Here is an 18,180-nt window from a genome sequence, read left to right as displayed (position 1 = left end):
AGGGCCACCCTTCTGACGGATCCGGCACGGCGTACCGCAGCGTACCGGTGCCCCGCCGGCCCTGCGGAGCCGGTCCGTCCGGACCGCCCACCAGGGCATATCCGATCGGGACGGGCTAGCCTGAAGCCCACCGAGCGGGCAGGAAAGACAGGAAGTTCACCAAGCGGCACGTCCGCAGGCAAAGGAAGCGAAACCATGGCAGCCGGCGCTCCCCGGATCTTCGTCTCGCACCTCGCCGGTGTCGCCGTGTTCGATCCCAACGGCGACCAGGTGGGCCGCGTCAGGGACCTCGTCGTCATGCTGCGCGTCGGCCGCAAGCCCCCGCGGCTGCTCGGCCTCGTCGTCGAACTGTCCACCCGGCGCCGTATCTTCCTGCCCATGACCCGGGTGACGAGCGTCGAGTCCGGCCAGGTCATCACCACCGGCGTGCTCGACGTCCGCCGCTTCGAGCAGCGCCCCACCGAACGCCTGGTCTTCGGCGAACTCCTCGACCGCCGCGTCCAGCTGGTCGAGACCCGGGAGGAGGTCACCGTCCTCGACCTGGCCGTGCAGCAGCTGCCGGCCCGCCGGGACTGGGAGGTCGACCGGGTCTTCGTCCGCAAGGGCCGCAAGGGCACTTTCCGCAGGGCCAGGGGGGAGACGCTCACCGTCGAGTGGTCGCAGGTCACCGGCTTCTCCCTGGAGGAGCACGGGCAGGGCGCCGAGAGCCTGCTCGCCACCTTCGAGCAGCTGCGCCCCGCCGACCTGGCCAACGTGCTGCACCACCTCTCGTCCAAGCGCCGCGCCGAGGTGGCCGCCGCGCTGGATGACGACCGACTGGCCGACGTGCTCGAGGAACTTCCCGAGGACGACCAGATCGAGATCCTCGGCAAGCTGAAGGAGGAGCGGGCGGCGGACATCCTGGAGGCCATGGACCCGGACGACGCGGCCGACCTGCTCGCCGAACTCCCGGAACAGGACAAGGAACGGCTGCTCAGCCTGATGCAGCCGGCGGACGCGGCCGAGATGCGGCGGCTGATGTCGTACGAGGAGCACACGGCGGGCGGTCTGATGACGACCGAGCCGATCGTCCTGCGTCCCGACGCCACCGTCGCCGACGCCCTCGCCCGGGTCCGCAACCCCGACCTGTCCCCGGCCCTCGCCGCCCAGGTCTACGTCTGCCGCCCGCCGGACGAGACCCCGACCGGCAAGTACCTGGGCACCGTCCACTTCCAGCGGCTGCTGCGCGACCCGCCGTACACCCTGGTCAGCTCGCTCGTCGACGACGACCTGCAGACACTCGCCCCCGACGCCACGCTCCCGGTCATCGCCGGGTTCTTCGCGACGTACGACATGGTTCAGGCGCCCGTGGTGGACGAGGCGGGGTCGCTCCTCGGCGCGGTGACCGTGGACGACGTACTGGACCACATGCTGCCGGAGGACTGGCGGGAGACCGAGTTCCACCTGGACGAGGAGGAGCAGACGGAGCAGAAGGGGGCGGGGACCCATGGTGTCTGAACGCGAGAACGCCCGGGAACGCACACCGTCGGGCGCCACCGCGGCCACCCGGTCGCGGAGCACCCGGCTGGACCAGCCGCGCCCGCCCCGGCGGCGGATCGTGCCCGAGTGGGACCCGGAGGCCTTCGGACGGCTGTCGGAGCGCATCGCGCGGTTCCTGGGCACCGGGCGGTTCATCGTCTGGATGACGTTCGTGATCATCCTCTGGGTGCTGTGGAACATCGCGGCACCCGGGAAGCTGCGCTTCGACGAGTACCCGTTCATCTTCCTGACCCTGGCCCTGTCCCTGCAGGCCTCCTACGCGGCCCCGCTGATCCTGCTCGCGCAGAACCGGCAGGACGACCGCGACCGCGTCAACCTCGAACAGGACCGCAAGCAGAACGAACGGTCCATCGCCGACACCGAGTACCTGACCAGGGAGATCGCCGCCCTGCGGATGGGGCTGGGCGAGGTGGCGACCCGGGACTGGATCCGCTCCGAGCTCCAGGACCTGCTCAAGGATCTGGACGAGCGCCGGGACGGCCATCACGAACATGCCGTAGTCCCGGCAGAACGGTCGCCGGGGCGTGACGTAGACGACCGCTGAGGGGCGTTATAGGGGCCTGGCACCTCGCCGTACCATCGTCTGTATGGCTAGCGAAGACGCGGTGCGCGAGGCACTGGCGACGGTGAACGACCCCGAGATCAACCGGCCCATCACCGAACTGGGGATGGTCAAATCGGTGGAGATCGGGCAGGACGGCGCGGTCGCGGTCACCGTGTACCTGACGGTCTCCGGCTGCCCCATGCGCGACACGATCACCCAGCGTGTCACCGAGGCGGTCTCGCGGGTGGAGGGCGTCACCCGTGTCGACGTCACGCTGGACGTGATGAGCGACGAGCAGCGCAAGGAGCTGGCGTCCGCCCTGCGCGGCGGTCAGGCCGAGCGCGAGGTCCCCTTCGCCAAGCCCGGCAACCTCACCCGCGTCTACGCGGTCGCCTCCGGCAAGGGCGGCGTCGGCAAGTCCTCGGTGACGGTGAACCTCGCCGCGGCCATGGCCGCCGACGGCCTCAAGGTCGGTGTCGTCGACGCCGACATCTACGGCCACAGCGTCCCGCGGATGCTCGGCGCGGACGGCCGCCCCACCCAGGTCGAGAACATGATCATGCCGCCGTCGGCGAACGGCGTGAAGGTCATCTCGATCGGCATGTTCATCCAGGGCAACGCCCCGGTCGTCTGGCGCGGCCCGATGCTGCACCGCGCCCTCCAGCAGTTCCTCGCGGACGTCTACTGGGGCGACCTGGACGTCCTGCTCCTGGACCTTCCGCCGGGCACCGGTGACATCGCGATCTCGGTCGCCCAGCTGGTCCCGAACGCGGAGATCCTGGTCGTCACGACCCCGCAGCAGGCGGCGGCCGAGGTCGCCGAGCGCGCCGGTTCCATCGCGGTGCAGACCCACCAGAAGATCGTCGGCGTGGTCGAGAACATGTCCGGCCTGCCCTGCCCGCACTGCGGCGAGATGGTCGACGTCTTCGGCACGGGCGGCGGCCAGACGGTCGCCGACGGCCTGACCCGCACCACGGGCGCCACGGTCCCGGTCCTGGGCAGCATCCCCATCGACGTCCGCCTCCGCGAGGGCGGCGACGAGGGCAAGCCGGTGGTCCTGACCGACCCCGACTCCCCGGCGGGCTCGGCCCTGCGCGCGATCGCGGGCAAGCTGGGCGGCCGGCAGCGGGGCCTGTCGGGACTGTCGCTGGGGATCACACCGAAGAACAAGTTCTGAGCTGCCACGACGAGGACTTCTGAGCCTCTACGACGAAGGGGGCGCCGTCCGCGAGAGACGGCGCCCCCTTCGTCGTGTGCCGTCCGCCGCCCCGGTCAGTGACCGTCGTCCTGCTCGCGTCCCGGGCACAGGTCCAGCACCGTGCACAGCAGGACCTCCTCGTAGGAGCCGCCCGCGGGCTCCGCGTCCCGGCCGCTCTCGGTGTGCCGGACGAACCGCCACTGCGAGGCCTTGCCGTGCCCTGTCCTGCCCGCCTTCTCCACGCGGATGTTCAGCGTGCGGGCCCGGGGATCGTTGGTCTCCACCAGGACCTCGTCCGCGGCCAGCGGGAAATGGTCGTGCAGCAGGCACAACCCGAAGCGGTCCAGATTGCCGTGCTTGGCCAGCACACCCACCAGATCCCGGACGAACTCCGCGTCCCGGGGGCCCAGCCCCTCGGCTTCCGCGAAGCTGGGCAATCGTTTCCGCTGGGCGGACACCGGTGTCTCGGTCATAACCCCTCCGTCAAATGGCCGACGGTCATCGGATTCCATTATCAGCCGCTGACACATTTCCTGCCATTCCACAGACCGGGGCCGAAGGGGTGGGCGCGCGGGCCGCAGTCGCGCGTCCTGGGGTGACGCCTAGAACGCGTGTCTAGATTCACCGGGGAGGAGGTGCCGAGAGCGATGAGGCGATGGTTCGGCCTGCTGTCACTGGTGATCCTGACGGCGGCTTGGTGGGCGTTCGCAGCCGCCGCACCGGCCACGGCGCGACCGGACACGCAGGACAACTGCCTGACGGATCAACTGAATTACAGCCACGTGACCGAGAGGCTCCAGTTCGATCAGCACGGCCAGGACTTCGTGAAAGTTTCCTCGTTCATGACCATCTACGTCCCCATGGAAAAATGGGGTCTGGCGCATCAGCTCACATTCGGCGAGGAATCCGGGGATTATCACAAAGCAATGCACTGCCTGCTCCGCGGCCAGGACAATACGATTCGAAACGACGAATGGCTTTACCGTGACCCACTCGTCACCGCGGACAAAAACACGGTCAAGGTGCAGTACAACTCCTTCGCCTGGATCAAGAGCTACGATCCCATCCTGCTCGGCCCCTGGAGCATCACGAGGGACCACGGGCAGACCTGGAAGATTTCCCTGAAACCGACAACACTTCAGAAAATCCCCTGGGACGAGGTCACGGCCGATCTGGACGGCCTCAGTTTCAACGACGTTTCGAAAGACGCGGTCTCTTCCGACGGAAAGACCTTGGCCTGGCGGAAAGAGCCACCCGAGCGGATCTCGATCGAAGCCGAACTTCCGTGGAAGCGTTCCTGGATCCTCAGTTACGACCAGTCCGAGTGGGAGCGCGTAGGGGTGGCCACGTGGTGGCTGTCCGCCTCCGTCGTGATCGCCCTGGCCGCGCTCCGCGACCAGCGGTCGTACGCGCCGTCCCCGGCAGCGGCGGCACAGGACCGCGGCAGCGGCAGCGGACTCACCGACAGCCCCGCGCGAGCGCTGCTGCAGTGGGCCCTGCTCAGCGGCGCGGTCGCCGTGATCCTGGTGCTGCTCGTCTCCCAGCAGCAGCTCAGTGCGCAGTGGCGCGCCCTCAGCTGCATCGTGGCGGGGTGGGTCCTCGTCCTCGTCGCCCGCCCCTGGAGCCGTGGTTCGTCGGACGCCCGCCCCGGCATCGGAGTGGATCCCGGAAACGCTCAACGCCGCCCGGCACGCACGGTCATCGGGGGCGTCACCGTGGCGGCGGCGATCGGCCTGCTCGTGGTGCTGGCCCCCGGGCTCTTCGACCTGCCCAAGGACCTGTCGCCCGCGTCGACGATGCCGACGGCCCTGAACAGGGTCGGGTACGCGCTCATGGGTCTGACGACGCTGTGGCTGTGGCTGGCCGCGATGACCGCGTGGGCCTGGCGCTTCGCGTCCGAGGGAGGCCTGCTCCCCGCCGCCTGGGTCACCACCTGGAACAGGACGCCCGTCCGCTGCTTCGCGGCCGTCTCGGCCGTGCTGTGGGTCGTCGTCGGCTGCCTGTACGCCTGCCTGTGGTGGGTCAGCGAGACGCAGTGGCAGCGCGTCAGCTGGCTCACCCAGCCGACCGGCCCGCACGGCCACGGCCATTACGTCAACAGTTACCTGACGAATTTCGCCTTCAGCTATTTGCTGTGGATCTTCGACTACAGCTGGGCCCTGACCGGAATCGCCCTCTTCGCGCTGCTGTACTACCGCGTCAAGTCCCAGCGCCACCGCGCCGGCCGGAAACACGAGACCACGACCATGGGGCCGGACAGAGCCGACTTCCTGCTGATCGCGGCGGTATTCGCACTCACGGTGGGTCTCCGGGGTGCCCGGATTTCGGGTCTCAATGCCCAGTGGAGCGCATGGTTCGCGCTGAACATCCTCTCACTCTTCCTGGTGCTTGCCGTGGGACGACAGAGGTCGGTGCTGAGTCAGCTGGGACATCGCTTCTACACGCACCGGCTGAGCACGAAAAAGCGGCGCCGTGAATTGTTGGCGAAAGCCCATCAGTACCGCAGTATCAACCGCCAGCTGCGCCTGCTGGACCAGGGGCGAGGCGGCATCAGCACGGGTGCGCAACTGGAGGACGAACTGCACGACATGCGCCGGTGGCTCGTCGCCGGCTGCGACCGGAAGAACCCGCCCGAGCAGATCTCGGTGCTGAGTGTCGCACTGGCCTGGGGGCCGGAGGGCCATTGGTGGTCCAACGCCATGCGCGCCGCCCGGCTGGCTTTCTGGTTCGGGTTCCCGGCGACCGGTGCCCTGCTGTTCCTGGATACCTCGGGCACTCTGAAACGGACGATGCTCACCCATGAACCCACCGCGATTCCGAGCATCGTCGTCAATTCCGTCGCCTATCAGCTGGCATGGGCCGGTGCCGGATTCGTCCTGGGCGCGCTCTGGCGGCTGCTGCCGGGCAACAGCAGTCCGCTCCGCGCCTGGAGTCTGACGTTCGCCTACGCCGTGCCGGCCTGCCTGGCCGCCCTGCTCATCCGGTTCACCGACACGGACCTCGGCCCGCTGCTCCTGTACTCGGTGCTCATGCTCACCTCCCTGACGCTCACCAGCATCTGGATGGACGCGGCGACATTCCGGGAGGAGCGGCAGTACTGGCCGAGCCGGTTCGCACTGCTGCAGTCGATCTACCAGCTGCGCGGCTTCTCCGGTCAGATCGCATGGCTCTTCGCCCAGATCGCGGTGGCCGTGACCATCTGGGCGAACCTGGCCAAGATCCACATCCACCTCTAGGGCGGGGACCGGGGGCAGGCCACGGGCCCAGGTCGCACGTCGGTGCCTGGGCCCGGAGTGCCGCGCATACGCGCGGCCGATCTGTCAGGCGTACTCGGCGATGTCCTTGATCATCGCGAACCCGAGCCCGTACGCGCTCATCCCCCGTCCGTACGCCCCCAGGTGCACGCCCTCCGTCGTGGACCCGGCGAGCACCCACCCGAACTCCGACTCCCGGTAGTGGAACGGCGTGGCCACTCCGTCCACCGGCAGGGACAGCGTCGACCACGCGTCGCCGGCCAGGTCGTCGGCCAGCTCCCACGCGGTCTCGGTCTGCTGCTCCAGCCAGTCGTCCCGCAGGCTGTGGTCCATCTGGCCCGGCCAGGTGAAGGACAGCAGGCCGACGCCCGCCAGCCACGCGGCCGAGGAGACCGACGTGGCCTCCAGAAGCCCCGTCCCGTCGGCGCTCCTGCGGGACGGACTCGCCGCGACGGTCACGACCACCGCGAACTTCTCCCTCGACTCGCTCGCGGCCGCCGCCAGGTGCTCGTTGCGCACCGACGGCTCGTCCCCGTGCCCGACCGAGCCGTGCTCGACGGCCCCGTCGGCCGCCACACCCACCTGCATGAGCCAGCGCGGCCCCGTGAACGCCTCGTCGAGGCCGTACCAAGGGAAGGGCGCCAGCAGGTAGCCGTCGACCGTACGGCGGGCGGTGGGGGCCTGCTGTCCGCCCTCCACGACCGGCGTCTGTCCGTCCACCCGACTTGTCGTCTCCATCTGCCCGGACGCCTCCTAGCTCTCGTCGGTCCGGGGCGGCCCGCCCCCCTTCGGGCGCACTCGTCCGGTCCGCACAACAACTCGGCAGCATATCGACACCGCTGGGACCAGCAGCGAAACCGCCCGGCGCGTGGGTCGCGCGGGCGGCGGGATCAAGCCGTGAGCGGCGCACGCGCGCTATGAAACGCGTCACGTACGCCGCTCGTGTCCGGGTGTGCGAGGTGACTCAGGTGGCGTCCGCGTCGAAGGGCGGGCGGTCGTCCTTGCCCGGGTCCTCGGGCTTCTTGGTCATGTCGATCCGGCCGCTCCCCGAAGAAGACGAGGAGGACGAAGAAGACGAGGAGGAGGTGTCGGCCTCGCGGCTGTTCACCGCCTCCGTGACCTCGGCCATCTCCTTCTTCAGGTCGAAGCCGTTGCGGATCTCCTTGAGCCCCAGCTCGTCACTGTCGAGGTGCTTGCGGATGAACGTCTTGGGGTTGAGGTCCTCGAGCTCGAAGTCCTTGAACTCCGGGCCGAGTTCCTGGCGGATGTCCGCCTTGGCGCTCTCCGAGAACTCCCGGATCTTGCGGATGGTCCGCATGACGTCCTGGATGACCTTCGGGAGCTTGTCCGGACCGAAGACGAGCACGGCGAGCACAATGATGGTCACCAGCTCGAGTGGTCCTATGTCATTGAACACCTGAAGCTCCTTGCGATGTCCTCGGGTCCTCGGCCCTCCGGTCGCTGTTGCGGGTGTTCCGTGGTCCGGGCCGGGTCCACGGTACCCGGCGTACCTGTCCGACCGGTACCGTCCCGAGGTGTCCGACTGCGTGTGTACGACCGGTTTTCCGGGTTGTTTGCCTAGTCGGAGCACGGACGGGGCCCCACCTGTGACGTTTCTGTCAGTTCCTGTCCGACGCGCCCAGGACGAGCGTGAGGCGTTTTTCGGCGCCGGAGCGCTCGACCGTGAGGCTCAGCCGGTCGCCGGGGCGGTGCGCGCGGGTGCGGACGATCAGTTCCGCGCCCGAGTGCACGGGCTGCCCGTCGACCGCGGTGATGACGTCGCCCGCCCGGAGGCCGGCCCGCGCACCGGGGCCGCCCTCGGTGACCGCCGGTCCCCCGTCGGCGGCCTGGTCGTCGATACGGGCGCCGTCGCCGGAGTAGGCCATGTCGAGGGTGATCCCGATGACCGGGTGGGTCGCCTTCCCGGTGTCGATGAGTTCCTCGGCGACCCGCTTCGCCTGGTTGATCGGGATGGCGAAACCGAGCCCGATCGAACCCGCCTGTCCGCCGTCGGGGCCGCCGTCCGGGCCGCCGCCGCCGTCCGCGCTGTCGGCGGAGCGGATCGCGGAGTTGACCCCGACGGCCCTGGCCTGGCTGTCGAGCAGGGGGCCGCCGGAGTTGCCCGGGTTGATCGGCGCGTCCGTCTGCAGCGCGTCGACGTACGACACGTCGCTGCCGTCCCCGCTCCCGCCGCCCGAGGTGATGGGCCGTTCCTTCGCGCTGATGATCCCGGCGGTGACGGTGTTGGGCAGGTCGAAGGGGGCGCCGATGGCCACGACCGGGTCGCCGACGCGGACGTGGTCGGAGTCGCCGAGGGGCAGGGGCGTGAGCCCGCGGACGCCGTGCACCTGGACGACGGCGAGGTCGTAGCCGGTGTCCCTGCCGACGACGGTCGCCCCCGCGGAGGCTCCGCTGCTGAACGTCACGGATATCCGGCCGCCACCGGACACCGCGGGCGCCACGACGTGGTTGTTGGTGAGGATGTGCCCGCGCGTGTCGATGACGAAGCCGGTGCCGGTGGCCTGCTCGTCGGTGCCGGAGACATGCAGGGTGACGACGCTGGGCAGGGCCCGCGCGGCGATCGCGGCGACGCTGCCCGGCGGCCTCCCGGGAGGCGGAGGACCCGGCTGGGGCAGCTGTACGGCCTCCAGGCCGCCGGTGCGCTCCAGATAGGCGCCGATCATCCCGCCGACGGCACCGGAGACCACCGCGAGCAGCAGCGCGCCCGCGGCGAACGTCCGCCGGCTCCGGGTACGCCGGCGCTCCGCCGACGGCAGGGCCGCACCGGTCTGCGGGAGGGGCGCCTGCGCGGCCCACGCGTCGTCGGACGGCGGGGCCTGCCGGGCGGTGAGCGTGGCCGGGTGCTGTACGGGCGGTGCGGGGGCCCAGGGGCCGGGACTGCCGTGGGGCGGGGTGCTGCAGGGGTCGGGGGCGTGGCGGGGCCGCTGAGGGCGGTCAGCGGCCGCGGCGGCCTCGGAGGTCTCCTGGACGTTCCCGGCGGGGGCCGCCGCCGGTCCTGTGGGGTCGAAGTCGCCGTCGGTGTCCGCGGCCGCACCGCTCGGCGCGGCCGTTGTCACCTCCTTGGCCCGCTCCCCCGCAGCAGGCACCGCATCCCCGGGTGTCTCCGGTGACGTCGGTATCGCCTCGTCCATGGTCTCCTCGCGGGCTGACCGCGGCCCCGGGTACGGGCGGGCTCGCGGAAGGTCGAATCCGTGCCCGGAGCAGCGTCACGGACATGGCTGGCTCACAGGATTCAACCAGGTTCGCGGGTCGTCGCGCAGGAACCGTTCAGCAGGTGGTCAGCGGGCCGCGCGGGAGGAGTGCGAGGGGGACGGGGAGGGAGCGGAGGTCGTGTCGGGGACGGGTGCGGCGAGCAGGCTGGTGCCGGTCGCCTCGGGGGCGCTGGTCCACGAGGTGAGGGCGAAGGGCACGTCGGCGGTCAGCGGCCGTATCAGCGGGGAGACCGCGGCCGCGCCGGCCATCACCGGTGCGGTCAGCTCCCGCAGCGCGTCCTGTCCGGCGGCCGGGGAGGGCACCCCGGGCAGCAGCGGCGCGGACACCGAGGTGGGCACCGCGGTCGTGCCGCCGAGAAGCGCGCCGGATGCCAGCAACGGGGAGAGCGAGCGGCGGCGCTGCGAGTCGGCCGTACCGGAGGTGCCCGCGCCCGCCGTGCCTGCCGGGGCGACACTGCCTCCGCCGGCGCCGCTGCGGGCGTCGGCGGCCGGAGTGCCGGGCATGCCGGCGGTGACCCCGCCCAGGGCGACGGCGGCCAGCGAGACCGCTCCCGCGGCGACGAACGCGAACCGCATGCTGCGCGAGGCCGAGCGGTCGGTGTCCGGGCGGCCGACGGGGTGGATCCGGAAGCCCCGGCCGGCGGCCGCGGTGACGTCGTGCGGGTGGGCGGGGACGTAGCCGAACTCGAAGCGGTCCTCCCGGCTCATGCCGAAGACCCCGCCGTCGGATCCGCGTCCCGAGGGGCCCGGCCCGCCGAACGGCGAGCCGCCGTCCGTGTCGCCTCCCCCGGGCAGCCCCTGGAGGCGGGCCAGGAAGCTCTCGGAGGGCGGGGGCGGGGCGGCCTCCGCGAAGACGTTCTTCAGTGCGCGCTGGGCGTCCGCCTCCGCCTTGCACCGGGCGCAGGTCGCCAGGTGGGCCAGGACGCGCTCACGCGACTCATGTCCGAGCTCTCCGTCCACCAGGGCGGAGAGTCGGTCTCCCAGGTGCTGCTCGGTGAGCTGTCGCTCTACGGGTTTCGGTCGTGATCCACTCACGCGGTCGCGCCCCCTCCTCCCAGTGCGGGAACGCGGGGCACGAAGGAGCGGCGCTCGGCCTTGCGGGCCTCCGGGGAGCGGTGCGCGAGGGCCTTGCGCAGCTGGGAGCGGCCACGGTGGATCCGCGAGCGGACCGTGCCGAGCTTGACGCCGAGGGTCGCGGCGATCTCCTCGTACGACAGCCCCTCGATGTCGCACAGGACGACGGCGGCGCGGAACTCGGGCGCGAGGGTGTCCAGGGCCTGCTGGACGTCCGCGTCGAAGTGCGCGTCGTTGAAGGCCTGCGAGGGGGTGGGCTCGCGGCTGGGCAGGCGCTCGGCCGCGTCCTCGCCCAGGGCGTCGAAGCGGATGCGCTGCTTGCGGCGGACCATGTCGAGGAACAGGTTGGTCGTGATGCGGTGCAGCCAGCCCTCGAAGGTGCCCGGCGAGTAGGTCGACAGAGAGCGGAACACGCGGACGAAGACCTCCTGGGTGAGGTCCTCGGCGTCGTGCTGGTTACCGGTGAGGCGGTAGGCCAGGCGGTAGACGCGGCCGCTGTGCGTGCTGACGATCTCCTCCCACGTGGGCGGAGTCCATGCCTGCCCGTCCACGTCGGTGGAGAAGGTCGCGGTCTGGGCTTCGCCCATGGCGAGAGCGTCGGCGTGGCGTGGGTCAGCAGCGGTGTCGTTCACGGATTTCGGCCTGCCTGCCGATCCGAGGAAGCGCCGCAGCACTCCTCCGCGATCCGCGGGCGCAGCCGCACCTCCCCTGTCGGCTCTGGTGGTGTCCAGTGGAGCCCCTACCATAGCCACCTCGCCCGTTAGCTCCGGATAAGCGGTTTTACGAGAATTTGATCTGTGCTGATACGGCTCATCCAGCTGCATCAGCAGCTGACCGACCGCTTCCTCGCCGTCGTGATCCATTCGTGTCCCCCCGCGTCGTCTTCCACCCCTCTAAACGCCTGGTCCCATCTGCGGGTTCCCGGTGCCAACGGATACAGTCACGCCCAGGCAACCACGGGGACAGGAGAGGGTCATTACCGGCAACCGGCAGACGAGCTGGGCGTTCGCCGACGCCTACGTCGCCGAGGACGAAGCACTGCGGTGGGCCCGTGACCGGGCGCGCGAGGCGGGGCTGCGCTCGGTGTCGCCCGGCACGGGTGCCGCGCTGCGCATGCTCGCCGCCTCCGTGGACGCCAAGGCGGTCGCCGAGATCGGCACGGGGTGCGGGGTGTCCGGCATGTATCTGCTGCACGGCATGCGCCCGGACGGTGTGCTGACCACCGTGGACCCCGAGCCGGAGCACCAGCAGTTCGCCCGGCAGGCCTTCCGCGCGTGCGGCTTCGCCAGCAACCGGGCCCGCTTCATCCCGGGCCGCGCCCTCGACGTGCTCCCCCGCCTCGCGGACGCCGGCTACGACCTGGTCTTCTGCGACGGCGACCGCCAGGAGTACTCCGACTACCTCGCTGAATCGTTGCGCCTGCTACGCCCGGGCGGACTGGTGGTCTTCGAGGGCGTCTTCGCCAACGGACGTACGGTCGACTCCGGACCGCAGCCGACCGAGGTGCTGCGGCTGCGCGAACTTCTGCGCACGGTCCGCGAGACGCAGGAGCTGGTGCCGTCGCTGCTGCCGGTCGGCGACGGGCTGCTCTGCGCCGTCAAGCGATGACCCCCGCGGGACGCGACCGCGGGTAACGACCCCGGGCACGGCAACGCCCCGGCACCGCATACGGTTGCCGGGGCGGCCGAAAGGGTGTGGTCGCTGACGCCTCAGACGACGACGTTCTTGAGGGCGTCGGCAAGCGCCGCGGCCTCGTCAGGGGTCAGCTCGACGACGAGCCGACCGCCGCCTTCGAGCGGAACGCGCATGACGATGCCCCGCCCCTCCTTGGTCACCTCGAGCGGGCCATCACCCGTCCGCGGCTTCATGGCCGCCATGCTCGTTCCCCTTCCTGACAACAGCTCATCGTCTGCCGACGGCCCTGGAGGGCACGCGCGATCCTGGCGGGACGCGCGACACCGGCATCGAACACATTGCTTCCAAGCCATTATCCCGCATCTCAGGACCCGATGACCAACATCAGTCGGCATCGCTTGGGCAACGCGCGCGAGCAAAACCACCCAATTCGGCGATGTGACTGCGATACTGCGCCACCCCACGTCCTTACGCCGACCGAGTCGGCTCCGGATTTCTTTGACGCAGGTCACACGTCGGGTCCGGTCCCCGGGCGGCGATCTCCGCCATGCTGTCCTTCGGACATCGACGTACTGAGCGGTACGTCAGCCGTGACGGCAAGGACGACGGAGGGGACGACCATGACCGACACCGTGCTCTACGAAGTGAGCGACGGGCTCGCGACGATCACGCTGAACCGCCCCGAGGCGATGAACGCGCTCAACATCGCGACGAAGGCAGCCCTTCGGGAGGCCGCGCAGGAGGCGGCGGCCGACGCGGCCGTCCGGGCGATCCTGCTGACCGCGGCCGGGGACCGGGCGTTCTGTGTGGGCCAGGACCTCAAGGAGCACATCACGCTGCTGGCGTCCGACCGGGAGACCGGGGCGGGGCAGACGATGACGACGGTCCGGGAGCACTACAACCCCATCGTGCGGGCGCTGGTGGGGGCGCCGAAGCCGGTCGTCGCCGCGGTGAACGGCGTCGCCGCCGGTGCCGGGTTCGGGTTCGCGCTGGCCGCGGACTACCGGGTGGTCGCCGATACGGCCGCGTTCAACACGTCGTTCGCGGGGGTCGCGCTGACCGCGGACTCCGGGGTGTCCTGGACGCTGCCTCGGATTGTGGGGCCGGGGCGCGCCGCCGACCTGCTGCTCTTTCCTCGGAGCATCAGCGCGCAGGACGCGTACGAGCTGGGCATCGCGAACAAGGTCGTGCCGTCCGCCGACCTGCGGGCGGAGGCCGAGAAGGTCGCGCGGAAGCTGGCCGAGGGGCCGACCGTGGCATACGCGGCGTTGAAGGAAGCGGTGGCCTACGGGCTCACGCACTCCATGGACGAGACGCTGGACAAGGAGGACGAGCTGCAGACGCGGGCCGGGGCCTCCGAGGACCACGGGATCGCCGTGCAGGCGTTCGTGAACAAGGAGAAGCCGAAGTATTTGGGGCGGTGACCGTCGCGGGGAACTGCGGGTGCGCGGTGGCTGGACGCGCCCACGCGGCGGTAGCCGCAAGTCGATACAGCCCCGCGCCCCTACGGGGCGCTCCTCGCCACGCACGTTTCCAGGTGGTCGTTCACCAGGCCACACGCCTGCATCAAGGCGTACGCCGTCGTCGGGCCGATGAAGCGCAGGCCCCGCTTCTTCAGGGCCTTGGACAGGGCCGTCGACTCCGGAGTGACCGCCTGGACGTCGGACAGCGTCTTCGGCACGGGATACGTCCCCGGCTTCGGAGCGTGCGACCAGATCAGGGCGTCCAGCTCGCCCTGCTCCCACTCCGCCAGGACCCTCGCGTTGGCCAGGGTCGCGTCGATCTTCAGTCTGTTGCGGATGATGCCGGGGTCGGCCAGGAGCCGCTCCCGGTCCTCGTCCGTGTACGTGGCGACCTTCTCGATGCGGAAGTCGGCGAAGGCGGTGCGGAAGGTCGGGCGGCGGCGGAGGATCGTGATCCAGGAGAGGCCCGACTGGAAGGCCTCCAGGCTGAGGCGTTCGTAGAGGGCGTCGTCGCCGTGGACCGGGCGGCCCCACTCCTCGTCGTGGTACGCCACGTAGTCCTCGGTGGACAGGGCCCAGGGGCAGCGCAGCCTGCCGTCCGGTCCGGCCACGGCCGCGCCGTCGGTCACGGCCGGTCCTCCGGCTCGGGCTTGTCCAGCGAGGTGTGCGGGGTGTGCGGCCCGGCCTGCACGCCGGCCAGCGCGGACTCCAGGTCGGCGATCCGGGCGTCGCGTTCCGCGAGCTCGGCGCCGAGGCGGCTGAGCGCGTCGTCGACGTCCGCCATGCGGTAGCCGCGCGGGGCGAGCGGGAAGCGGAGGCTGTCCACGTCCGCGCGGTTCACCGGGCGGTCCGGGGGCAGCGGGTCCTGGAACCGCTCCGGCGCCACCTCCGGCAGCGGGCCGCTCTCGCCGCCGCTCACCACGGAGAGCGTGACCGCGGCGACCACGACCGCGAGCGCGACGACCAGGAACAGGAACATAACCATCGCGGTGGCCCCCAGGCTCGATGAAGCTCGGTACAGCACTCATTGTGCACAGCGCACTCAGTGTGCTCGGTGTCGAATGTGTCTGGGTCCGATCGTGCCATGCGAGTCTGACAGTTAGGGTCGCAGGCGGCCGTACCGAGGGACTTACTACGAGAGGTCACAGGGGATGCTCAGGCTGGGCAGGTGGGAATTCGCGCCGCAGGAACCGGTGATCATGGCCATCGTGAACCGGACGCCGGACTCCTTCTACGACCAGGGCGCGACGTTCCGTGACGAGCCGGCCCTCGCGCGCGTGGAGCAGGCGGTCGCCGAAGGGGCCGCGATCGTCGACATCGGTGGGGTGAAGGCCGGGCCCGGCGAGGAGGTCACCGCCGAGGAGGAGGCGCGGCGGACCGTCGGCTTCGTCGCGGAGGTGCGCCGGCGGTTCCCCGATGTCGTGATCAGCGTGGACACCTGGCGGGCGTCGGTCGCGGAGGCCGTCTGCGAGGCCGGGGCGGATCTGCTGAACGACGCGTGGGGCGGGGTCGATCCGGGCCTCGCGGAGGTCGCGGCGCGGTACCGGGTGGGACTGGTGTGCACCCACGCGGGCGGGGCCGAGCCCCGGACGCGGCCGCACCGGGTGACGTACGACGACGTCATGGCCGACATTCTGCGGGTGACCCTGGGGCTGGCCGAGCGGGCCGTCGCGCTGGGGGTGCCCCGGGAGTCGGTGATGATCGATCCCGGGCACGACTTCGGCAAGAACACGCGGCACAGCCTGGAGGCGACGCGGCGGCTGGGCGAGATGGTGGAGACGGGGTGGCCGGTGCTGGTCTCGCTGTCCAACAAGGACTTCGTGGGCGAGACCCTGGACCGGCCGGTGAAGGAACGGGTGATCGGCACGCTGGCGACCACGGCCGTGTCGGCGTGGCTGGGGGCGCAGGTGTACCGGGTGCACGAGGTGGCGGAGACGCGGCAGGTGCTGGACATGGTGGCGTCGATCGCGGGCCACCGGCCTCCGGCGGTGGCCCGGCGGGGGCTGGCGTAGGCCGACGGCCCGGGGGCCCCGGCCCCCAGGCCCCCCGGGCCTTCGCCCGCCCACCACCCGACTCGGCTTCTCGAGGAGCGGGCCTCGAACGGCATTCCTCTAGCGGGCCGCTTCCTTCGAGACCAGGGCCACCGCCTCCGCCACGTCGTCCGTGACGTGGAACAGGAGGAGGTCCTTCTCGGACGCCTTGCCCTGGGCGATCAGCGTGTTGGTCAGCCAGTCGACCAGGCCGCCCCAGTACGCGCTGCCGAACAGGACGATCGGGAAGCGGGTGACCTTCTGGGTCTGGACGAGGGTGAGGGCCTCGAAGAGTTCGTCGAGGGTGCCGAGGCCGCCCGGGAGGACGACGAAGCCCTGCGCGTACTTCACGAACATCATCTTCCGTACGAAGAAGTAGCGGAAGTTGAGGCCGATGTCGACGTAGGGGTTGAGCCCCTGCTCGAAGGGGAGCTCGATGCCGAGGCCGACCGAGACGCCGCCCGCTTCGAGGGCGCCCTTGTTGGCCGCCTCCATCGCGCCCGGGCCGCCGCCCGTGATCACGGCCCAGCCCGCCTCGACCAGGCCCCGGCCCAGCTTCACGCCCGCGTCGTACTCCGACGAGTCCACCGGCGTACGCGCGGATCCGAACACGCTGATCGCGGGCGGGAGTTCGGCGAGCGTGCCGAAGCCCTCGATGAACTCCGACTGGATGCGCAGCACCCGCCAGGGGTCCGTGTGGACCCAGTCGGAGGGGCCGCCCGCGTCCAGGAGACGTTGGTCCGTCGTGCTCGCGGTCACCTGGCCGCGCCGTCGGAGGACCGGTCCCAGGCGCTGCTCGTCCGGCGGCACCTTCTTCCCCTCGGGGTTCCCGGTAGGCATATATGCGCTCCCTCCGCTTGCAGGTATATCTGCCTCAGCGTAGATCCGTGCGGGTTACGTGCGCGGGACGTCGGCATGTCGGGTGTGAAGCGCCGCTGTGCCCGTCAGCTCGTCAGCCAGGTGCGGAGGCGTTCCTCGCCCGCGAGGATCTTGGCGGTTTCGACCCTTTCATCCCTTTTGTGCGCCAAGTGCGGGTTGCCGGGGCCGTAGTTGACCGCGGGGACGCCGAGCGACGAGAAGCGGGAGACGTCGGTCCAGCCGTACTTGGGCATCGGGGTGCCGCCGACCGCCTCGATGAAGGCGGCCGCGGCCGGGTGGGAGAGGCCGGGCAGCGCGCCGGGGCTGTGGTCGTCGACCACGAACTCCGTCACCCCGCAGTCGGCGAAGACCTCGCGGACGTGTGCGACGGCCTCGGCCTCCGACCGGTCCGGGGCGTACCGGAAGTTGACGGTGACCACGCACTCGTCGGGGATCACGTTGCCGGCCACCCCGCCCGAGATGCCGACCGCGTTGAGGCCCTCGCGGTACTCCAGGCCGTCGATGACCGGGTAGCGCGGCTCATAGGCGGCGAGGCGGGCCAGGATCGGGGCGGCCGCGTGGATCGCGTTGGAGCCCATCCAGGAGCGCGCCGAGTGCGCGCGCTCCCCCTGCGTCCTCAGCAGCACGCGCAGGGTGCCCTGGCAGCCGCCCTCGACCTCGCCGTCCGACGGCTCCAGCAGGACCGCGAAGTCGCCCGCCAGCCACTCCGGGTGGGCCTCGGCGACGTGCTTGAGGCCGTTGAGGTGGGCGGCGACCTCCTCGTTGTCGTAGAAGACGAAGGTCAGGTCGCGGTTCGGGGCCGGGACGGTGGCCGCGATGCGCAGCTGGACCGCGACGCCCGACTTCATGTCGCAGGTGCCGCAGCCCCACAGCACGCCGTCCTCGTCCAGCCGGGACGGTACGTTGTCGGCGATCGGGACGGTGTCGATGTGGCCGGCCAGGATCACCCGCTCCGAGCGGCCCAGGCCGGTCCGGGCGATCACGTTGTTGCCGTACCGGTCGACCGTCAGATGCGGCAGGGCGCGCAGCGCGCCCTCGATCGCGTCCGCGAGCGGCTTCTCCGTGCCGCTCTCCGAGGGGAAGTCGACGAGTTGCGCGGTGAGCGCGGCGGCGTCCAGCGTGAGATCAAGCGAGGTGTCGGCCATGGCCCCGACCTTAGGGCCTGTCCGGCGGATCCTGTCACAGACGCAGGGCTTGGCCCGCGCATCTGCGGCGTTGTCGTCACTCGCCGACGTCCCCCAGCCTTCGGCCGGGAGGTGCCCCCACCGCGTCGCCCGCCGCGGCAGCGGCTGACGGGCTACGCCTCCGCCGCCTTGCAGCCGCACGCACCA

At 70.9% G+C, this 18,180-nt stretch carries 18 protein-coding genes; 7 read left to right on the top strand and 11 right to left on the bottom strand.

Features of this window, described 5'->3' with window-relative positions:
- Positions 1-195 precede the first annotated feature (195 nt).
- Genes AB0D85_RS03815 through AB0D85_RS03805 form a run of 3 tightly spaced genes read left to right on the top strand, consistent with a single transcriptional unit; the run spans position 196 to position 3,260 of the window.
- Positions 196-1,497, top strand: coding sequence for a CBS domain-containing protein (locus tag AB0D85_RS03815; protein ID WP_362313020.1), 1,302 nt, complete (start codon positions 196-198; stop codon positions 1,495-1,497).
- Positions 1,487-2,083: a DUF1003 domain-containing protein gene (locus tag AB0D85_RS03810; RefSeq protein WP_362313018.1), complete on the top strand. Its 597-nt coding sequence runs from the start codon at positions 1,487-1,489 to the stop codon at positions 2,081-2,083. Before AB0D85_RS03815 ends, AB0D85_RS03810 begins: the two co-directional genes overlap by 11 nt.
- Positions 2,084-2,126: 43 nt before the next feature.
- Positions 2,127-3,260, top strand: a complete 1,134-nt coding sequence (locus tag AB0D85_RS03805) for an Mrp/NBP35 family ATP-binding protein (protein ID WP_362313016.1) — start codon at positions 2,127-2,129, stop codon at positions 3,258-3,260.
- A gap of 95 nt (positions 3,261-3,355) precedes the next feature.
- Here the strand turns inward: AB0D85_RS03805 and AB0D85_RS03800 are convergent, their stop codons facing one another.
- Entirely contained in the window at positions 3,356-3,754 is a 399-nt protein-coding gene (locus AB0D85_RS03800; RefSeq protein WP_362313015.1) for a hypothetical protein, read from the bottom strand.
- 174 nt (positions 3,755-3,928) lie between these two features.
- Between AB0D85_RS03800 and AB0D85_RS03795 the strand changes: the two genes are divergently transcribed.
- On the top strand, positions 3,929-6,517 hold the full coding sequence (locus tag AB0D85_RS03795) for a DUF6185 family protein (RefSeq protein WP_362313013.1): 2,589 nt from the start codon (positions 3,929-3,931) through the stop codon (positions 6,515-6,517).
- 84 nt (positions 6,518-6,601) lie between these two features.
- On the opposite strand, the gene AB0D85_RS03790 is transcribed toward AB0D85_RS03795, so the two are convergent.
- The 5 genes from AB0D85_RS03790 to sigE form a co-directional block, all read right to left on the bottom strand.
- The gene (locus AB0D85_RS03790) at positions 6,602-7,273 is read right to left on the bottom strand and encodes a hypothetical protein (protein WP_362313011.1); all 672 of its coding nucleotides are present in this window, start codon (positions 7,271-7,273) and stop codon (positions 6,602-6,604) included.
- Between the two features lie 226 nt (positions 7,274-7,499).
- The gene (locus AB0D85_RS03785) at positions 7,500-7,952 is read right to left on the bottom strand and encodes a sec-independent translocase (protein ID WP_362313010.1); all 453 of its coding nucleotides are present in this window, start codon (positions 7,950-7,952) and stop codon (positions 7,500-7,502) included.
- A 202-nt stretch (positions 7,953-8,154) separates the two neighbouring features.
- Positions 8,155-9,687 (bottom strand): trypsin-like peptidase domain-containing protein, encoded by a 1,533-nt coding sequence (locus tag AB0D85_RS03780; RefSeq protein WP_362313008.1) that lies wholly within the window; start codon positions 9,685-9,687, stop codon positions 8,155-8,157.
- Positions 9,688-9,834: 147 nt separating this feature from the next.
- Positions 9,835-10,803, bottom strand: a complete 969-nt coding sequence (locus AB0D85_RS03775; RefSeq protein ID WP_362313006.1) for an anti-sigma factor — start codon at positions 10,801-10,803, stop codon at positions 9,835-9,837.
- The gene (gene sigE, locus AB0D85_RS03770) at positions 10,800-11,516 is read right to left on the bottom strand and encodes an RNA polymerase sigma factor SigE (protein WP_362313004.1); all 717 of its coding nucleotides are present in this window, start codon (positions 11,514-11,516) and stop codon (positions 10,800-10,802) included. Before sigE ends, AB0D85_RS03775 begins: the two co-directional genes overlap by 4 nt.
- Positions 11,517-11,766: 250 nt before the next feature.
- On the opposite strand from sigE, the gene AB0D85_RS03765 reads away from it, so the two are divergent.
- Positions 11,767-12,450, top strand: coding sequence for an O-methyltransferase (locus AB0D85_RS03765; RefSeq protein ID WP_362313002.1), 684 nt, complete (start codon positions 11,767-11,769; stop codon positions 12,448-12,450).
- Positions 12,451-12,551: 101 nt separating this feature from the next.
- On the opposite strand, the gene AB0D85_RS03760 is transcribed toward AB0D85_RS03765, so the two are convergent.
- Positions 12,552-12,719 (bottom strand): DUF3117 domain-containing protein, encoded by a 168-nt coding sequence (locus AB0D85_RS03760; RefSeq protein WP_004950282.1) that lies wholly within the window; start codon positions 12,717-12,719, stop codon positions 12,552-12,554.
- Positions 12,720-13,097: 378 nt separating this feature from the next.
- Between AB0D85_RS03760 and AB0D85_RS03755 the strand changes: the two genes are divergently transcribed.
- Positions 13,098-13,901 (top strand): enoyl-CoA hydratase-related protein, encoded by an 804-nt coding sequence (locus tag AB0D85_RS03755; protein WP_362313001.1) that lies wholly within the window; start codon positions 13,098-13,100, stop codon positions 13,899-13,901.
- Between the two features lie 80 nt (positions 13,902-13,981).
- Here AB0D85_RS03755 and AB0D85_RS03750 read toward each other — a convergent pair whose 3' ends face one another.
- Entirely contained in the window at positions 13,982-14,569 is a 588-nt protein-coding gene (locus AB0D85_RS03750) for a DNA-3-methyladenine glycosylase I (protein WP_362312999.1), read from the bottom strand.
- Positions 14,566-14,925: a DivIVA domain-containing protein gene (locus AB0D85_RS03745; RefSeq protein WP_362312997.1), complete on the bottom strand. Its 360-nt coding sequence runs from the start codon at positions 14,923-14,925 to the stop codon at positions 14,566-14,568. Before AB0D85_RS03745 ends, AB0D85_RS03750 begins: the two co-directional genes overlap by 4 nt.
- Positions 14,926-15,091: 166 nt before the next feature.
- Here AB0D85_RS03745 and folP point away from each other — a divergent pair, with 166 nt between their 5' ends.
- Positions 15,092-15,952, top strand: a complete 861-nt coding sequence (folP, locus tag AB0D85_RS03740; RefSeq protein ID WP_362312995.1) for a dihydropteroate synthase — start codon at positions 15,092-15,094, stop codon at positions 15,950-15,952.
- 99 nt (positions 15,953-16,051) lie between these two features.
- On the opposite strand, the gene AB0D85_RS03735 is transcribed toward folP, so the two are convergent.
- The gene (locus AB0D85_RS03735) at positions 16,052-16,810 is read right to left on the bottom strand and encodes a TIGR00730 family Rossman fold protein (RefSeq protein WP_362312993.1); all 759 of its coding nucleotides are present in this window, start codon (positions 16,808-16,810) and stop codon (positions 16,052-16,054) included.
- 104 nt (positions 16,811-16,914) lie between these two features.
- The gene (gene dapE / locus AB0D85_RS03730) at positions 16,915-17,994 is read right to left on the bottom strand and encodes a succinyl-diaminopimelate desuccinylase (RefSeq protein WP_362312992.1); all 1,080 of its coding nucleotides are present in this window, start codon (positions 17,992-17,994) and stop codon (positions 16,915-16,917) included.
- Positions 17,995-18,180: the final 186 nt, after the last annotated feature.

The sequence above is a fragment of the Streptomyces sp. NPDC048277 genome (assembly GCF_040652235.1).
GTDB lineage: Bacteria > Actinomycetota > Actinomycetes > Streptomycetales > Streptomycetaceae > Streptomyces.
Note: the sequence above shows the minus strand (reverse complement) of the source record. Positions and strands in the feature narration are given on the sequence as shown.

Bases quoted from the DNA above. Each gene is read 5' to 3' on its own strand.
- AB0D85_RS03815 (WP_362313020.1), top strand. From the start codon at position 196: ATGGCAGCCGGCGCTCCCCGGATCTTCGTCTCGCACCTCGCCGGTGTC.
- AB0D85_RS03810 (WP_362313018.1), top strand. From the start codon at position 1,487: ATGGTGTCTGAACGCGAGAACGCCCGGGAACGCACACCGTCGGGCGCC.
- AB0D85_RS03805 (WP_362313016.1), top strand. From the start codon at position 2,127: ATGGCTAGCGAAGACGCGGTGCGCGAGGCACTGGCGACGGTGAACGAC.
- AB0D85_RS03800 (WP_362313015.1), bottom strand. From the start codon at position 3,754: ATGACCGAGACACCGGTGTCCGCCCAGCGGAAACGATTGCCCAGCTTC.
- AB0D85_RS03795 (WP_362313013.1), top strand. From the start codon at position 3,929: ATGAGGCGATGGTTCGGCCTGCTGTCACTGGTGATCCTGACGGCGGCT.
- AB0D85_RS03790 (WP_362313011.1), bottom strand. From the start codon at position 7,273: ATGGAGACGACAAGTCGGGTGGACGGACAGACGCCGGTCGTGGAGGGC.
- AB0D85_RS03780 (WP_362313008.1), bottom strand. From the start codon at position 9,687: ATGGACGAGGCGATACCGACGTCACCGGAGACACCCGGGGATGCGGTG.
- AB0D85_RS03760 (WP_004950282.1), bottom strand. From the start codon at position 12,719: ATGGCGGCCATGAAGCCGCGGACGGGTGATGGCCCGCTCGAGGTGACC.
- AB0D85_RS03755 (WP_362313001.1), top strand. From the start codon at position 13,098: ATGACCGACACCGTGCTCTACGAAGTGAGCGACGGGCTCGCGACGATC.
- AB0D85_RS03745 (WP_362312997.1), bottom strand. From the start codon at position 14,925: ATGGTTATGTTCCTGTTCCTGGTCGTCGCGCTCGCGGTCGTGGTCGCC.
- folP (WP_362312995.1), top strand. From the start codon at position 15,092: ATGCTCAGGCTGGGCAGGTGGGAATTCGCGCCGCAGGAACCGGTGATC.
- AB0D85_RS03735 (WP_362312993.1), bottom strand. From the start codon at position 16,810: ATGCCTACCGGGAACCCCGAGGGGAAGAAGGTGCCGCCGGACGAGCAG.
- dapE (WP_362312992.1), bottom strand. From the start codon at position 17,994: ATGGCCGACACCTCGCTTGATCTCACGCTGGACGCCGCCGCGCTCACC.